This is a genomic window from Paenibacillus sp. sgz302115 (assembly GCF_056120445.1).
Map to the genome: position 1 here is coordinate 51,782 of NZ_JBVYOK010000027.1, position 14,683 is coordinate 66,464.

Below are 14,683 nucleotides of genomic sequence, written 5' to 3' on the forward strand. Positions count from 1 at the left end.
CGGAATCCTTCAAAAAAGTAAAATGAAAGCGAAAACACAGAACGAGGAGGCATCATCATGAAAAGTAAAAAGGGGATAAGCCCGCTGCTGTTGTCAACGGTATTAATCGGTTCACTCCTTTCGGCTTGCAGCAGCAATTCGGGTACATCTATAGCGGATTCTAAGAATTCAGCAGCGGATGCTAAAGTAGCTGAAATCGTATTTGCCCTGCCGTCTTTCAACCGGATTCCCGATGATCTGAGCAAGGTGACGAACGCGATCAATGAGATCACAACCAAGAAGATCGGCGTGAAGGTGGATTTCCGCCTTTACGGTCCGTCCGATTATGCCCAGAAAGTTAATCTGGCCCTTCAGAGCGGCGAGAAAATGGATATCTTCACAACACTGGGCCAATTCTCCAACTATGTGTCGAAAAATCAGCTTGCTCCGCTTGAAGATCTGCTGCCGAAATACGGAAAAGAAATGAATGCAATTCTGGAGAAGGATTTTGGCCCTGATATCCTCAAAACTACAACGATGGATGGACATATCTATGGCATTCCGGTCAATAAAGGGATGGCTGTGCCCAGCAATATTATCTATAACACCGATATGCTGAAGGAAGCGGGCTTAACAGCCGACAAGATTCAATCGGTGGAGGATCTGCCAGCAGTCTTCGCAGCCGTTAAGAAGAAGTTCCCCGATGTGGTTCCGTTTGGACCGATTAGTGTCAATCCGACGGATACGGGACTTATTAATCTGCTGAAAGGTTCGAACAAGGTGGATTATCTGACAGATACAACCGGAGTCGGTGTGGTGATCGGCGATAGCGGAAAGGTCGTCAATTACTATGAATCCGATGTCTTCAAGAACGGGATTAAGATGATGAGAGACTGGTTCAATGCAGGTTATTTGCAGAAGGATACGGCAACGACAACGATAACAGCAACGGAGATGATGTCTTCCGGACGCGGCTTCTCCTACATTGGAGGCTACAGTGGTCAGGAGGTAGGCAAAACGCTGAGCGCCCAAGTCGGAAAAAAGCTTGAGACCAAACGAATTACTCCCTTCTACTTTGATACGAGTGCCGTAAATGCCGTTACCTGGATGGTGTCCAGCACCTCCAAGGAACAGGAAGCCGCTGTCAAGTTCCTGAATCTGCTCTATTCCGACTCTGATCTGATCAATACTATCCTCTTTGGGATTGAAGGGGAGGATTACCTGAAGGTCGACGAGCACCATGTGAAATTTCCGGAAGGCAAAGACGCCAATACAGTACCGTATACTGCATTTCTGAGCTCCGGGATTGTGGGTTCGGAGTCGCTCCAGGATCAGTTTGAGGGGATCAATTGGTCAGATGTTGAATTTAAGCTGAAGGAAAACAAGGATACAGAAAGATCGCCTTATTTCGGATTTATCTTTGATCAAAGCGGGGTGAAGACGCAGATCAGTGCCGTGAACAATGTAGTGAATCAATACTTGCCGGCGCTTGTCAGCGGATCGGTAGACCCGGATACGATTATTCCAAAATTCATCAGTGCGCTGAAAGATGCAGGTGCCCAAGCGATTATCGACAGCAAACAGAAACAGCTCGATCAGTGGATTGCTGCGAAAAACAAATAACTCAAAAGAACCTGCTGAAAGTAGAGTCGTAATCTGGCTCTATTTTCAGTAATGGAGGTGAATCCGATATGATAGCCAACCGTAAATCCAAGCCTCTCAAAAAAACACTTCCATTATTGATATTAGCTGCTCCAGGATTGCTTTATTTTCTGATTAACAGCTATTTTCCCATGTTCGGGGTGTTTATCGCCTTCAAGGATGTAAATTACGCTAAAGGAATCTTCGGCAGCGACTGGATCGGGTTTAAAAACTTCAACTTTTTGTTCCAGACAAGTGATGCCTGGATTATGACGAGAAATACCCTTCTTTACAACCTGGCCTTTATTGCACTCGGGACAATCGTGTCGATTATCATTGCCATCCTGATGTCGGAGCTGCTGAGCAAGCTGTACTCGAAGCTGTTCATGACAGGTCTGATTCTTCCGAATCTGATCTCGATGGTTGTCCTGTCCTTGCTCGTCTTTGCGTTTCTTAATGCCGACAGCGGTTTCGTCAACCATTCCATTCTTCGTCCGCTCGGTCTTCCGGAGATCAACTGGTATTCGGAGCCGAAGTACTGGCCTTACCTGCTCGTGTTGATTCAGATTTGGAAAACGGCAGGTTATGGCTCCATTGTCTATTTTGCTTCCATTGCAGGAATCGACAAGAGCATATATGAGGCGGCGAAGATTGACGGCGCAGGGAAGCTGAAGCAGATTCGCATGATTACCTTGCCGCTGCTGAAGCCAACGGTTATTGTGCTGGTGCTTATGTCCATGGGGCGGATTTTTAATTCCGACTTCGGTCTGTTCTATCAGGTTCCTATGAACTCGGGAGCGCTGTTCAGCACTACACAAACGATTGATACGTATGTCTATCGCGCCTTGATGCAGCTTAATGATATCGGAATGTCGGCGGCAGCCGGCTTGTATCAATCTATCGTCGGATTTGTGCTTGTGCTTGCGGTAAATGCCATCGTCAAGAAATTCAACTCAGAAAATGCTTTGTTCTAGGAGGAAATACTTATGATACAAACCAGAGGGGAACGAACATTTGTTATTTTCTCTGCGATCGTGATGATTTTGCTGACCGTGTTTGCTTTTTTACCGTTCCTTCTGATTGTCATTGCTTCGTTCACCGATGAGACGACCTTGCTCCGAAACGGATATAGCTTTTTTCCTGAGAAGACAAGTCTTGAAGCTTACTTATACATCAAATCCTCGGCGTACACCTTCATAAGAGCCTATGGGGTCTCCTTTCTGGTTACGATACTGGGCACCGGGTTTGGACTGCTTATAACAAGCATGCTTGCTTATCCAATGTCCAGGTCAGATTTCAAATACCACAATGTGCTGGCTTTTATCATATTTTTCACGATGCTGTTCAGCGGGGGGATCGTTCCTTCGTATATCATGTGGACCCAATATTTTCATATCAAGGATACGCTTTGGGCGCTGATTGTTCCGAACCTGCTGTCGAACGGCTTCAATGTGCTGCTGGTTCGAAATTACTTTAAGAACAACGTACCGCTGGAAATCATTGAAGCTGCCCAGATCGACGGCGCGTCGGAATTACGGACATTTTTCCGGATTATGCTTCCCTTGTCTATGCCGGTTATGGCGACTGTCGGGCTGTTTATGGGGCTTGCCTATTGGAATGATTGGATCAATGCGCTATATTTTGTCTCGAAGCCGCAATTCTATGGCATTCAAAATCTGCTGATCCAGCTGATGAACAACATTCAATTCCTGAACTCCGGCCAGGCCAGCAGTGTGGTCGGGGCAGAAGCTGTACAGCTGCCGAGCACAGCCGTGCGGATGGCTATGGCGGTTCTGGGCATTGTGCCGGTCTTGTTTGTTCTCCCGTTTATGCAGAAATATTTAACCCGCGGGGTTGTAATAGGTGCGGTTAAAGGATAAAGATAGAATGAAAAGGAGATACAGCTTATGAATGTGCAAGAAGTGATTGATCGAATTCTGCTGGATTGCTGCGGAGGCCGCAAGCTGGAGATGACCTGCGATGTGCTCGCGAGCGGTCATCCAGGCATGGAAGTCACCGGAATCGTCACAACATTTATGGCGACTGTGGATGTAATCCGGGAAGCGGTTGCCGCTAAAGCAAACCTCATTATTACCCATGAACCGACCTACTTTACCGGAATGGATACGCTGGGTTGGCTTCAGGAGGACCCTGTGTATCTGGCTAAGCGAAAGCTGATTGAGGATCATGGAATTGCGATCTGGAGATTTCACGATCATATGCATTTAGCTGACACGGACCGGATTTACGACGGCTTGCTTAAGGAGCTGGGATGGGAGGACAAGAAGCTGGACGAGAAGGATTCCTGGGGCTATTTGATCGAAGAGACGACGGTTGGAGCGCTGGCCCGCTTCCTGAAGCAGCGACTCGGCATGGATGTGATCCAGATCGTCGGCAATCCTGAGACGCCTTGCTCCCGCATAGGGATACTGGTCGGAGGCGGAAGTCTCGGCCTGGGCAGAGAGCAAATGCCTATGGAGCTTATGCGGGACAAGAATCTGGATGTCATGGTCTGCGGAGATATCACGGAGTGGACATTATGCGCTTATGTTAACGACGCCGCTATGCTCGGCATGAACAAAGCAATGATTGTTATCGGTCATGAGCGGTCCGAGGAGTGGGGAATGAAGTATATGGCCGAATGGCTGAAGCCTTTGGTGAGCGGCCTCCCGGTTACGTTTGTCGATGCGAAGGAGCCCTTTATATATCTGTAAAATGAAGCCGTGCGGATTGCCCGCACGGCTCTTGTCATTGCACAAAGTGCTAATAAGCTAGATAAGCACATAAGTTACTCTCAAGGGACCATGCACCCCGACGACGAGCTGCATTTCAATATCGGCAGAATTCGAAGGACCGGAGATGAAATTGATGGAGGAGCCCACCGGCTCACCCGCTTGAATCCGCCGGTTCAGAGCTGCTGCAGCCTGGGTGGAGCGGAGCACAAGCCTCTCTTTTTCAATAATGGCAATATAATGGGCAGGCAGAAAATGAAGGGAGCGGCCTTGATCCGGACGGCTCTCCACGACAATCGTTCCAGACTCGGCCAGCGCGTAGTCGGCGAAGACAATCGCCGTATTAGCCGCTTCGGAGCGACGGATATTCATCTCCCTTCCTGCCGTTTCTTCCCAAACGGACGAATTCGCGAATTGTAGCCCATACTTGGCAAACCGGGGATCTCCGGAAGTGATCACAGCTCCTCCGCCATTCGCATCTATCAAATCAGCGAGTGTTCCCTGCAAGGTCTCCGGGTTCGCTTCGACCACCTGAGTGTGGATGTGTGAGCACTGCTCCTTAAGAATCTCTATCAGATCGTCTGTGGTTAAGCTGTCGTAGCTGCCCGGGATCAGGTCTCTCAGGTTCGGACGCTTAACGTTATATATACGTTCCCGTCCCAGCTTGAAGGCGATGTGGTTCAGAAAGGAATCCTTGTTCGATGCAGCCATTATACAGACCCTCCTTTCCGTTGATCAAGCCAGGCCCGGAAGCTATCCTGCTGCTTGACAGGCTGCCTGAGATCACGGGCGCTGATCCAGCCGCGGATGAGTCCCGGTCCTCTTACAATCCGCCCATGCCTGCTGATCAGCCGGCTAGCCGGGTTCGCAAGCCGCAGTGCTTTGCCGAACAACGCCTGGGAAGACAGCAGACGGCCTGCCGCTTTCATCTGGAGTCTTTCCGCTGCACCAGTTCTTTTCTCCGCTACAATTTTCTGACGGTGCAAGATAAGCTGCTCGTGCAGCGGGATTTTTACCGGGCAGACATCCGTGCAAGCTGCGCACAGACTGGAGGCAAAAGGAAGCTCTTTGTAGTCATCGTATCCGCCCAGCAGCGGAGTAATCACAGCTCCAATCGGACCCGGATAAATGGACCCGTAGGCATGCCCGCCAATATGGCGGTAGACCGGGCAGACGTTAAGACAGGCACCGCAGCGGATGCACTGCAGGGCTTCGTTAAATTCGCTTCCCAGAATATAGGAGCGGCCGTTGTCTACGACAACCAAATGGAACTCTTCAGGACCATCCGACTCCCCGGCTGCCGAGGGGCCCATCACGGTAATATAGCTGGTCAATTTTTGCCCTACGGCACTCCGGCAGAGCAGATTATCCAATACCTCCATTTCCTCAAGCGTTGGCACGATTCGTTCCATGCCCATCACAGCGATATGCGTTTTCGGTATGGCGGCTGTGAGATCACCGTTGCCTTCATTGGTCACCAAATTGATGGCTCCCAGATTAGCGACGGCAAAGTTGCAGCCCGTTATCCCTACATCCGCCTCCAGGAACTTTTGCCGCAGCACCGTCCGGGCAAACCGGGCAAGGTTCTCGGGACTTTCGTCGCCTGCATATCCGAGCTTCTCGGTGAACACTCTACGGATCTGTGTCCGGTCTTTGTGCAGCGCAGGGGCCACAATATGCGAAGGCGGGTCCCAATCATCCATTTGGAGAATGTATTCCCCCAGATCGGTCTCGATCAGCTCGCAGCCGGCTTCCATCAGCACATGGTTCATTTCTATTTCTTCGGTGACCATCGATTTGGATTTGACGATTTTTTTAGCCTTTTTTTGTATGATGATGTCCCGGATATAGCTGCTTGCTTCCTCTTTGGTTTTGGCAAAATAGATGTGTCCGCCTTTTTTCTCGACATTATCTGCCAGCTGACCCAGGTAAAAATCCAGATGCTTCAGCGTATGCTGGCGGATTTGCTGGCCGGCTGTACGCCACTGCTCCCAATCCCCAAGAGTGGCGGCGGCAGTGAGACGCCTGGTCTTCAGGCTGTCTTGCGCTGAACTTACTGCGCTTCTCATGAATGAATCGCCTAGGCCATCTGTGGTCCGTTCGCTGAACTCCCGTTTATCCGTTTGCAGGCTCATGTCCGGCGTCCTCCTTTGGCAGCGTCAGCAGTCTGCTTATGGTTCAGCACTTCTGCAATATGCATAATTTGAACGGGCTCGCCCTTGCGGGACAGGCGCCCGCCGATGTTGAGCAGGCATCCCATATCCGCGCTGATTAGAATATCCGCTCCGGTGCCTATGACACAGCCGCATTTCTCATCGGCCATCTGCCCGGAGATTTCCGGCATTTTCACCGAAAAGGTTCCGCCAAAGCCGCAGCAATTATCGCTGTTCTTGAGTGGCTCAAGCTGTAATCCGCTTACCTGTTCAAGCAGCTGGAAGGGAGCTTCTGTTTCGCCCAGCAGTCTTGTCATATGGCAGGAACGGTGGTAGGTGGCGGTTCCTTCAAGCCTTGCACCGACATCGGTAATGCCCAGCACCCGCACGATGAACTGTGTAAATTCATAGGATTTCTCTTTTAAAGCAACCGCTTTCAATTCCCAGTGGGGATCTCCTTTGAAAATTTTCGGGTATTCATGGAACATGGCGACGCAAGAGCCGGACGGCCCCACAACATAATCGGAGTCTTCGAAGGCTAGCATCATGTTCTTCATGGCCAGCTTGGCATCCTCCAGATAGCCGCTGTTATAAGTGGGTTGGCCGCAGCACACCTGCGAAGCCGGATAATCAATTTCACAGCCTAGTCTTTCGAGAACCTCAACCATAGCTTTTCCCACATTCGGAGCCATAAGGTCTACTAAACAAGTCGAAAAAATACTGACTTTCATTTGTCTCCCTCCAATCGCAACCTTGATAAGAATAGCTTAACTCAAAAAGTCAATGAAAAACAACACAAAAACAAATGAAAAATGTGAATCTTGTTGACAAAAAATATTGGCAGCGTTTACACTGTGAAAAGAGCAATGGATCAATCTACCTTGAGGGGGAGAGTCAGTGGAAAAGCATTTGATGTATATCAACGGCCAGTTTACGGAGTCAGAGGGCAAAGAATGGATGAATGTAACCAATCCAGCAACGGATGAAGTAATTTCACAGGTTCCCAAAGCTACAAGGAATGATGTCGTGCGTGCCATTAATGCAGCGGAGGAAGCACAGTCGGCCTGGGAGGAAATACCTGCGGTTGAAAGAGGGAAGTACCTTCATGCCATTGCCGAGGGGATTCGGGCAGAGGCTGACAGCCTTGCCAGACTGATCTCCGAAGAGGTAGGCAAAACCTTGGAATTGTCCACTGTAGAGGTGAACTTTACGGCGGACTATATGGACTACATGGCAGAATGGGCGCGCCGTTATGAAGGGGAAATTGTGCAAAGCGACCGTGATAATGAGAATATTTTTATTTTTAAACGGGCGATTGGGGTAACTACCGGCATTTTGCCCTGGAATTTTCCATTCTTTCTGATTGCGAGAAAAATGGCACCGGCGCTGATCACCGGAAATACGATTGTAGTCAAGCCCAGTGCCGAATCGCCTAACAATGCTGTGGCCTTTACCAAAATTGTAGACAAAGTCGGCCTTCCAAACGGCGTGTTCAACCTGGTTACGGGCAAAGGCGGAGAGGTCGGCAATGAATTGGCCAGCAATCCTAAAGTCGGTATGGTCAGTCTAACGGGCAGCGTGCCGGCAGGACAACAAGTGATGCAGGCCGCAGCCGAGAATATCATTAAGGTGAGTCTGGAGCTTGGCGGCAAGGCTCCGGCCATTGTTATGGACGACGCTGATCTCGAGCTGGCTGTCAAAGCGATTGTGGATTCCCGGGTGATTAATACAGGGCAGGTCTGCAATTGTGCGGAGCGGGTCTATGTGCATGAGAAGATCAAGGACGAATTCACTGCCCGTCTGATTGAGGCTATGAAGGCGGTGAAATATGGCGATCCGCTGAAAGACAAGGATATTCATATGGGCCCGCTGATCAACAAGGCGGCACAGGAATCCGTGCAGCAGAAGGTTGACCGTGCAGTGCAAGAGGGGGCCAAAATCGCATACGGAGGTAAAAAGGTAGAGGGGATCGGCAGCTTCTTCGAGCCGACAGTCATTACCGATGCCACCAATGATATGGAGATCGTGCAGGAAGAGATCTTCGGGCCAGTTATCCCGATTATTACTTTTGCTAACCTGGATGAAGCGATTGCGCTCGCCAATGACAGTGAGTTTGGATTGACCTCTTCCCTATATACCCAGAATTTGAACGTCGCCATGAAAGCCATCAAGCGTCTCAAATACGGGGAAACCTATATTAACCGGGAGAATTTTGAAGCGATGCAAGGCTTCCATGCAGGCTGGAGAAAATCCGGCATCGGCGGCGCAGACGGCAAGCATGGCTTGAACGAATATCTGCAGACCCATGTGGTCTATCTGCAATACGACAAGTCTGTCAGGTAAATCAGCTGAAAATAAATCATACAATTATCCTATACAGTCCGAAAGGGCCGTATTAGCCACAAAGTCTCCAAACCCGCTGTTACAGTGGTTTTGGAGACTTTTATTTTCCTCCATTACACAGTCAAATCTCTTTTTCTTAAGAATCCATTGACAATTACACAGTTATCCTATAGGATTTAAAAAAAGCGCGACTGACTGATCAATCGGGAGGAGTAATATGGATTGCCTATGGATGAAAACAATGGAAACGTAGATCGAAGAAGTCAGCTGATGCAAATTGCCCTGGAGAAATTTGCCCGGAACGGATATCATCAGACGAAAATATCTGACATCGTTCAGGAGGCTGGCGTGGCACAGGGGACCTTTTACTGGCATTTTAAGAGTAAGGAAGCCATTGCGCTAGAGATTATAGAAACGGGTAAGGAACAGCTGCTTCAAGCGATTGCTCAAGGCTACCGTCAAGATCCGGGGGACATAGCGGATATGGTAAAAGCCTCAGAATTACTGTTCCACCGGTTGTTCAATTTTGCTGCTGAGAATCGCCATCTTATGGAGATCCTCCTGATGGGGAATGGAGCCGATCAAACGATAAGGAATAGTATTTCAGCTACCCGAAATGCGATGGAGCAAGCCTTCCGCCGCAATATTGAAAGAGCGATAGAGCTGAAAATGCTGCCCGAGGGATTAAAGGTTGAGCTTCGCGCGGCTTTGCTGATGAGTATGTTTGATGGTTTGATCTCGCGCTGGTTATTTGGCTCCGAAGAAATTCATACTGAGGTTGCGAAAGCATCTGCACAGCAATTAGCAAGTGAATTGGCTAATTTCGAATTTTACGGATTACTGGGAAGAATATAGATAAGGGAGAGAAACAAGATGATAAAACGTAAATTTGCTGCAGTTACGATTACAGTTCTGGCTTTGTTCGGTCTGGTTCTAAGCGCTTGCGGAGGTAACTCAGACTCGGGAGCAAAGGCAACGAATCAACTGGAACAAATCAAAGAAGCAGGTGTGCTCAAGGTGGGTACAATGGGAACTTATCCTCCTTATACCTTTTTGAATGAAAAGAAAGAAGTAGATGGCTTTGACCCCGATATCGCTAAGGAAATAGCTAAACGGCTTGGAGTGACTGCAGAATTCACAACTCAGGATTTCTCCGGGCTGATCCCAAGTCTGCAGGCAAAGAAATTCGACATTGTCATTAGCCAGGTAACGATAACGGATGAACGCAAGGCCCAAATTGATTTCACTGATTCTTACATTACGAACAATGTCAAAATAATCGTCAATACCAAAAATTCGGATATCACGAAGCTGGAAGACTTTAAGGGCAAAACAATAGGGGTTGGACTTGGAACGAATGATGAAGCCTACCTGCGTAACGAAGTGCTGCCAAAAGTCGGTGATTTCAAGATTAAGACGTATGATGATGTCATTACCTCACTGAAGGATCTGGATGCAGGACGTATTGACGCTACAATTAATAATCTGTATGCCTTGAAGCCGATTGTGGATGAAAATGGCTTTCAGATTAAAGCGGTTGGCGAACCGATCAAATCCGATATGGCTGGTGTAGCTCTTCGCAAGGATAATCCGGAGCTGCGGGACGCCATAAATAAAGCTTTAGCGGATATGAAGGCTGACGGGACATACGATACTCTTTTTAAGAAATGGTTCAATGAATCACCTGCAAAATAAAAATGGAGTCGCCCTATAGCGGGAAGGGGGAGTAACCTATGCAACTTGTGTTCGACAACCTGCCCTTCTTGCTGAAGGGCGCCGGCTATACCCTGCTGCTGACGATTGTCTCCATGTTCTTCGGTCTGATCATCGGACTAGTGGTGGCCATCGCCCGGCTTAAAGGAAATCAGCCCATCCGGTGGTTGGCTCGTTTCTATGTATCTATCATCCGCGGAACACCGCTGCTGGTGCAGATTGTGATCATTTATTATGGGCTTGTTGATTACGGAATTACGCTTGGCTCCCTGACAGCAGCCTATATTGCGCTTAGTGTAAATGCCGGGGCTTACTTGTCTGAGACATTTCGTGCTGCCATCCTGTCTGTTCCGAAGGGGCAGCTGGAGGCTGCTTATTCGACGGGGATGACGCCATGGCAGGCCATGCGCAGGATCGTGCTGCCGCAAGCGATGCGCATCGCCATTCCACCTATGGGGAATACGTTTATTGGCATGCTTAAGGAGACCTCACTCGTTTCGGTCATCGCGGTCAGCGAACTGCTGCGTCAAGCTCAGCTGCTCATTGCCCAATACTATCAATATATGCCTTTTTATCTGGGGATCGGGATTATGTATTGGATTATGAGTACAGGACTGGCCTTCATTCTGGAGCGGTTTGAACGGAGATTAGCCAAAGCTTACTGAACATGGAGATGACGTTAACATGATAACGACTACGGGCTTATCCAAGCATTTTCAGGATCTTGAAGTGCTGAAGAGCATTGATATACAGGTAGCTGCAAAAGATATTGTCGTCGTATTAGGCCCCAGCGGTTCAGGCAAAAGCACGCTGCTTCGCTGTCTGAATGGTCTGGAGGATATCTCGGGGGGCCGCTTTGAAGTGAATGGTATCGTGGTGGATGCGGCAGCATCCAGACGTGCGCGACAGCAGGCAACCCGTAACATCCGCAAGCAGAGCGGGATGGTGTTCCAGCAATTTAATCTCTATCCGCACAAAACAGCGCTCGGCAACGTGATCGAAGGTTTGATTACCGTTAAGAAGCTGCCGAAGGATCAAGCCGTAATTATGGGCCGGAAGCTGCTGGACCGCGTTGGACTTTCGGACCGGGAGGATTATTATCCATCCCGGCTCTCCGGTGGTCAACAACAAAGAGTTGCCATTGCCCGTTCGCTGGCCATGGAACCAGCGGTGATGTTATTCGATGAACCCACTTCTGCGCTTGATCCCGAGCTTGTGGGTGAGGTGCTGAGCGTGATGCGTGAGCTGGCACAGGAGGGCATGACGATGCTGGTCGTGTCGCATGAGATGAAGTTTGCCCGCGAAGTGGCTACCAAAATCATTTTTATGGCGGATGGAAACATTATCGAAGAAGCGGTTCCGCAGCGGTTTTTTGAAGATCCGCAGGAGGAACGAACCCGGAAATTTTTACGTCAGATCAATGAAATTTAAGGAAGAAGGTTATATGGTGAAAGTATCGACTGTTTGGAAAGGCAAACGCACCTTTACTTCTACTGGTCCTTCCGGTTATTCCGTAGGGATGGATGCAACTCCTAAATACGGAGGAAACGGCGAAGGAATGACTCCAATGGAATTGCTGCTGGCTGGTTTGGGTGGTTGTATGGGGATTGATATCACGATGATACTGGACCGGTTCCTGCCAGCGATCACACGCCTGGAGATTGAAGCGGATGGAACGCGTAAGGAAGCGAATCCTTCCGGATTTACGGCGATTGACCTGAACTTTCATATAGACGGGGATGTTCCCGATTACCGGCTCTGGAAAGCCATCCTTATGGCTGAGGAGAAGTACTGTGCAGTCTCCGATTCGCTCAAGGCAGAGATCACATTGCATCTGATTCTCAATGGGGTTGAGGTTGAGAAACCAGTGAAATAATCTATTGGTTCAGTTTCACAAAAGAGGTTAACAAAGAAGGCTGGTTTTCTCTATTATGGAGGAAGCGGGCCTTTTGTAATTTCTATGAATTGAAAGGCAGATTCTTGGTATATCAAATGAAATCTTGCATGAATGTTATATGATCGAAGTTGGGATGAAAAATCGGGGAGGACAACTTAATGGAAAAGGATCATTTTTCTGTAACATACCGGAACCTAAAGCCCGGAGAATTCATTACGTTCGGCACGTATCCGCAGTCTGTAGACGGTAAAGAACTGGCGATTACGTGGCGTGTTCTTCAAAATTCAGGAAGCGGGCTGTTTGTTTTGAGTGAGTATATTTTGGACTGCAAGAGGTATCACGGCAAAAGCGCGGAGCTGAAGTGGCGTGATTGCATGGAAATTACTTGGCGTGACTGCGATTTGCGCGAGTGGCTGAATGATGAATTCTATAACGCCGCATTCAATGCCGCCGAAAAGCAATTCATAAAGACGACTCATTGCACGGATAACGGAGAGGACTGCCCGGATACGGAGGACAAGGTCTTTCTGCTTAGCGTTGCCGAGATAAAAGCTCTATCTGAGATCCACGGCAAGGATTTGAGGCGCGCTGCCGGAACCGATTTTGCCAAGACGAACAAGTCTGATGGATGCAGCTTATATGTATATGATAAAACGAACAAAGATAACTATATCATCAGAGACGGCAAAGAAGCTGGCTGTTCCTGGTGGTGGCTGCGAACACAAGGAAACAAGCCTTCGCGTGCGTTTTTTGCAGGTCCAGGCTGCAGTATTCGCAGCTATGGGAATAACAGTATAGACGGTTATGGTGTCCGTCCTGCTATAAATATAAATCTTTCATGATGAAGTTGAAAAAGGAGGTAAGACATGGATTACATTTCACCGAAAGATGCGGCGTTAAAGGTGAGACGGTGGCCTAAAGACACCATAGCTGCGGGTCGTCGTCATACCGTTCTGCTTAAATCTGACGGCACGGTGACGGCTGCGGGTGATAATAAATATGGCCAATGCGAGGTAAGCGGCTGGCGCGGTATTGTGGCGGTCGCGGCTGGTAATGTCCATATGGCAACGAACACGGGTAATGCTCATACCATCGGTCTTAACTCTGACGGTACGGTGGCGGCTGTGGGTTGGAATAAGCATGGCCAATGCGAGGTAAGCGGCTGGCGTGATATTGTAGCGGTAGCGGCGGGTTGGTGTCGCACCGTAGGACTTAAATCAGATGGCACGGTGGTAGCAGTGGGCCGAAATAATGAAGGTGAATGTAATGTAAGCGGCTGGCATGATATGGTGGCAGTCACGGCGGGTGACTGGCATACCATCGGTCTTAAATTGGACGGCATGGTGACGGCTGTGGGTAATAACCGGTATCGCCAATGCGATGTAGGCGGCTCGCGCGGCATAGTGGCGGCAGCGGCGGGTTACCTTCATACCGCCCTGCTTAAATCGGACGGTACTGTAGCGGCTGTCGGTTTGAATAAGCATGACCAGTGTGAGGTAAGCGACTGGCGTGGTATTGTGGCGATAGCGGCGGGTAGTTATCATACCATCGGCCTTAAATCTGACGGTACGGTGGCGGCTGCGGGCTCAAATGAGCATGGTCAATGCGAGGTAAGCGGCTGGCGCGATATTGTGGCGGTCGCGGCGGGTTGTGCTCATACTCTCGGCCTTAAATCAAACGGCACGGTGGTTGCCGTGGGGGATAATGAATATGGCCAATGCGAGGTAAGCGGCTGGCGCGGCATCCAGCTGCCTGGCACGTACTTGTACAATGATATTTAAACCTATATTAACTGGGAGAATCTTGAAGCGATGCAAGTCTTCCTAATGAAAAATCCCCCGATAACTCTAAGAATTATCAGGGATTTTTATTTGGATTGACGGTGCAATCAATGCATTGATTTAACGGCCTAACCGAGATTCATCCCCTTCCTCTGCAGGTAGGGGATGAATCTCGGTTAGGCGAAGCCTAAATGCATTTTCTATTGTGTGTGCCCTTGGGCGTCAAATTCATCCTATCTTTTTCCAATAAGAGGATAGATGTTGGATGTTTGTGTGATATAATAGGAACATATGATCCGATCAAGGTGGTGACCTTTCGTGCAAATCACTTATCAGTTTCGCCTCTATCCAACTCCCAAACAGGAGCAACTCATGATTCGAACGTTGAGGTTGTGCCAGAAGCTGTACAATCGGGCTAAGGAGCAACGAGATACCGCCTACACT

At 49.0% G+C, this 14,683-nt stretch carries 16 protein-coding genes; 13 read left to right on the plus strand and 3 right to left on the minus strand.

Annotated elements, in window-relative coordinates; translation table 11 throughout:
* Positions 1 to 57 precede the first annotated feature (57 nt).
* From AC0LWN_RS29035 to AC0LWN_RS29050, 4 genes are all read left to right on the plus strand, one after another.
* Entirely contained in the window at positions 58 to 1,602 is a 1,545-nt protein-coding gene (locus AC0LWN_RS29035) for an ABC transporter substrate-binding protein (RefSeq protein ID WP_474671538.1), read from the plus strand.
* Between the two features lie 68 nt (positions 1,603 to 1,670).
* Positions 1,671 to 2,594 (plus strand): ABC transporter permease, encoded by a 924-nt coding sequence (locus AC0LWN_RS29040; protein ID WP_474671540.1) that lies wholly within the window; start codon positions 1,671 to 1,673, stop codon positions 2,592 to 2,594.
* A 12-nt stretch (positions 2,595 to 2,606) separates the two neighbouring features.
* Positions 2,607 to 3,500, plus strand: coding sequence for a carbohydrate ABC transporter permease (locus AC0LWN_RS29045; protein WP_458963448.1), 894 nt, complete (start codon positions 2,607 to 2,609; stop codon positions 3,498 to 3,500).
* Between the two features lie 27 nt (positions 3,501 to 3,527).
* Positions 3,528 to 4,334, plus strand: coding sequence for a Nif3-like dinuclear metal center hexameric protein (locus AC0LWN_RS29050; RefSeq protein ID WP_474671543.1), 807 nt, complete (start codon positions 3,528 to 3,530; stop codon positions 4,332 to 4,334).
* 57 nt (positions 4,335 to 4,391) lie between these two features.
* On the opposite strand, the gene AC0LWN_RS29055 is transcribed toward AC0LWN_RS29050, so the two are convergent.
* The 3 genes from AC0LWN_RS29055 to AC0LWN_RS29065 are packed head-to-tail and all read right to left on the minus strand — an operon-like array spanning position 4,392 to position 7,236.
* Positions 4,392 to 5,063 (minus strand): LutC/YkgG family protein, encoded by a 672-nt coding sequence (locus AC0LWN_RS29055; RefSeq protein WP_474671545.1) that lies wholly within the window; start codon positions 5,061 to 5,063, stop codon positions 4,392 to 4,394.
* Complete coding sequence (locus AC0LWN_RS29060) at positions 5,063 to 6,487, minus strand: LutB/LldF family L-lactate oxidation iron-sulfur protein (RefSeq protein WP_474671547.1); 1,425 nt, start codon at positions 6,485 to 6,487, stop codon at positions 5,063 to 5,065. Before AC0LWN_RS29060 ends, AC0LWN_RS29055 begins: the two co-directional genes overlap by 1 nt.
* On the minus strand, positions 6,484 to 7,236 hold the full coding sequence (locus tag AC0LWN_RS29065; RefSeq protein WP_474671549.1) for a (Fe-S)-binding protein: 753 nt from the start codon (positions 7,234 to 7,236) through the stop codon (positions 6,484 to 6,486). Before AC0LWN_RS29065 ends, AC0LWN_RS29060 begins: the two co-directional genes overlap by 4 nt.
* Positions 7,237 to 7,402: 166 nt before the next feature.
* On the opposite strand from AC0LWN_RS29065, the gene aldA reads away from it, so the two are divergent.
* From aldA to AC0LWN_RS29110, 9 genes are all read left to right on the plus strand, one after another.
* Complete coding sequence (aldA, locus tag AC0LWN_RS29070; RefSeq protein ID WP_474671551.1) at positions 7,403 to 8,848, plus strand: aldehyde dehydrogenase; 1,446 nt, start codon at positions 7,403 to 7,405, stop codon at positions 8,846 to 8,848.
* Between the two features lie 228 nt (positions 8,849 to 9,076).
* The gene (locus AC0LWN_RS29075) at positions 9,077 to 9,703 is read left to right on the plus strand and encodes a TetR/AcrR family transcriptional regulator (RefSeq protein WP_458963905.1); all 627 of its coding nucleotides are present in this window, start codon (positions 9,077 to 9,079) and stop codon (positions 9,701 to 9,703) included.
* Positions 9,704 to 9,721: 18 nt separating this feature from the next.
* Positions 9,722 to 10,543 carry a substrate-binding periplasmic protein gene (locus AC0LWN_RS29080; RefSeq protein WP_474671553.1) on the plus strand — a complete coding sequence of 274 codons (822 nt, stop codon included), beginning with the start codon at positions 9,722 to 9,724 and terminating at the stop codon, positions 10,541 to 10,543.
* Between the two features lie 38 nt (positions 10,544 to 10,581).
* Complete coding sequence (locus tag AC0LWN_RS29085) at positions 10,582 to 11,226, plus strand: amino acid ABC transporter permease (RefSeq protein ID WP_474671555.1); 645 nt, start codon at positions 10,582 to 10,584, stop codon at positions 11,224 to 11,226.
* Positions 11,227 to 11,245: 19 nt separating this feature from the next.
* On the plus strand, positions 11,246 to 11,992 hold the full coding sequence (locus AC0LWN_RS29090) for an amino acid ABC transporter ATP-binding protein (protein WP_474671557.1): 747 nt from the start codon (positions 11,246 to 11,248) through the stop codon (positions 11,990 to 11,992).
* Positions 11,993 to 12,008: 16 nt separating this feature from the next.
* Positions 12,009 to 12,437, plus strand: a complete 429-nt coding sequence (locus AC0LWN_RS29095; protein WP_474671565.1) for an OsmC family protein — start codon at positions 12,009 to 12,011, stop codon at positions 12,435 to 12,437.
* A 179-nt stretch (positions 12,438 to 12,616) separates the two neighbouring features.
* On the plus strand, positions 12,617 to 13,300 hold the full coding sequence (locus AC0LWN_RS29100) for a DUF6273 domain-containing protein (RefSeq protein WP_474671559.1): 684 nt from the start codon (positions 12,617 to 12,619) through the stop codon (positions 13,298 to 13,300).
* A 24-nt stretch (positions 13,301 to 13,324) separates the two neighbouring features.
* Positions 13,325 to 14,239, plus strand: a complete 915-nt coding sequence (locus AC0LWN_RS29105; RefSeq protein ID WP_474671561.1) for an RCC1 domain-containing protein — start codon at positions 13,325 to 13,327, stop codon at positions 14,237 to 14,239.
* 318 nt (positions 14,240 to 14,557) lie between these two features.
* Positions 14,558 to 14,683: helix-turn-helix domain-containing protein (locus AC0LWN_RS29110; protein ID WP_474671040.1), on the plus strand; the 126-nt coding region annotated here is incomplete at its 3' end.

Excerpts from the sequence above, each read along its gene's own strand:
- AC0LWN_RS29050 (WP_474671543.1), top strand. The coding sequence starts at position 3,528 with ATGAATGTGCAAGAAGTGATTGATCGAATTCTGCTGGATTGCTGCGGA.
- AC0LWN_RS29075 (WP_458963905.1), top strand. The coding sequence starts at position 9,077 with ATGGATGAAAACAATGGAAACGTAGATCGAAGAAGTCAGCTGATGCAA.
- AC0LWN_RS29080 (WP_474671553.1), top strand. The coding sequence starts at position 9,722 with ATGATAAAACGTAAATTTGCTGCAGTTACGATTACAGTTCTGGCTTTG.
- AC0LWN_RS29105 (WP_474671561.1), top strand. The coding sequence starts at position 13,325 with ATGGATTACATTTCACCGAAAGATGCGGCGTTAAAGGTGAGACGGTGG.
- AC0LWN_RS29085 (WP_474671555.1), top strand. The coding sequence starts at position 10,582 with ATGCAACTTGTGTTCGACAACCTGCCCTTCTTGCTGAAGGGCGCCGGC.
- AC0LWN_RS29040 (WP_474671540.1), top strand. The coding sequence starts at position 1,671 with ATGATAGCCAACCGTAAATCCAAGCCTCTCAAAAAAACACTTCCATTA.
- AC0LWN_RS29090 (WP_474671557.1), top strand. The coding sequence starts at position 11,246 with ATGATAACGACTACGGGCTTATCCAAGCATTTTCAGGATCTTGAAGTG.
- AC0LWN_RS29100 (WP_474671559.1), top strand. The coding sequence starts at position 12,617 with ATGGAAAAGGATCATTTTTCTGTAACATACCGGAACCTAAAGCCCGGA.
- AC0LWN_RS29035 (WP_474671538.1), top strand. The coding sequence starts at position 58 with ATGAAAAGTAAAAAGGGGATAAGCCCGCTGCTGTTGTCAACGGTATTA.
- AC0LWN_RS29065 (WP_474671549.1), bottom strand. The coding sequence starts at position 7,236 with ATGAAAGTCAGTATTTTTTCGACTTGTTTAGTAGACCTTATGGCTCCG.
- AC0LWN_RS29060 (WP_474671547.1), bottom strand. The coding sequence starts at position 6,487 with ATGAGCCTGCAAACGGATAAACGGGAGTTCAGCGAACGGACCACAGAT.
- AC0LWN_RS29045 (WP_458963448.1), top strand. The coding sequence starts at position 2,607 with ATGATACAAACCAGAGGGGAACGAACATTTGTTATTTTCTCTGCGATC.
- AC0LWN_RS29055 (WP_474671545.1), bottom strand. The coding sequence starts at position 5,063 with ATGGCTGCATCGAACAAGGATTCCTTTCTGAACCACATCGCCTTCAAG.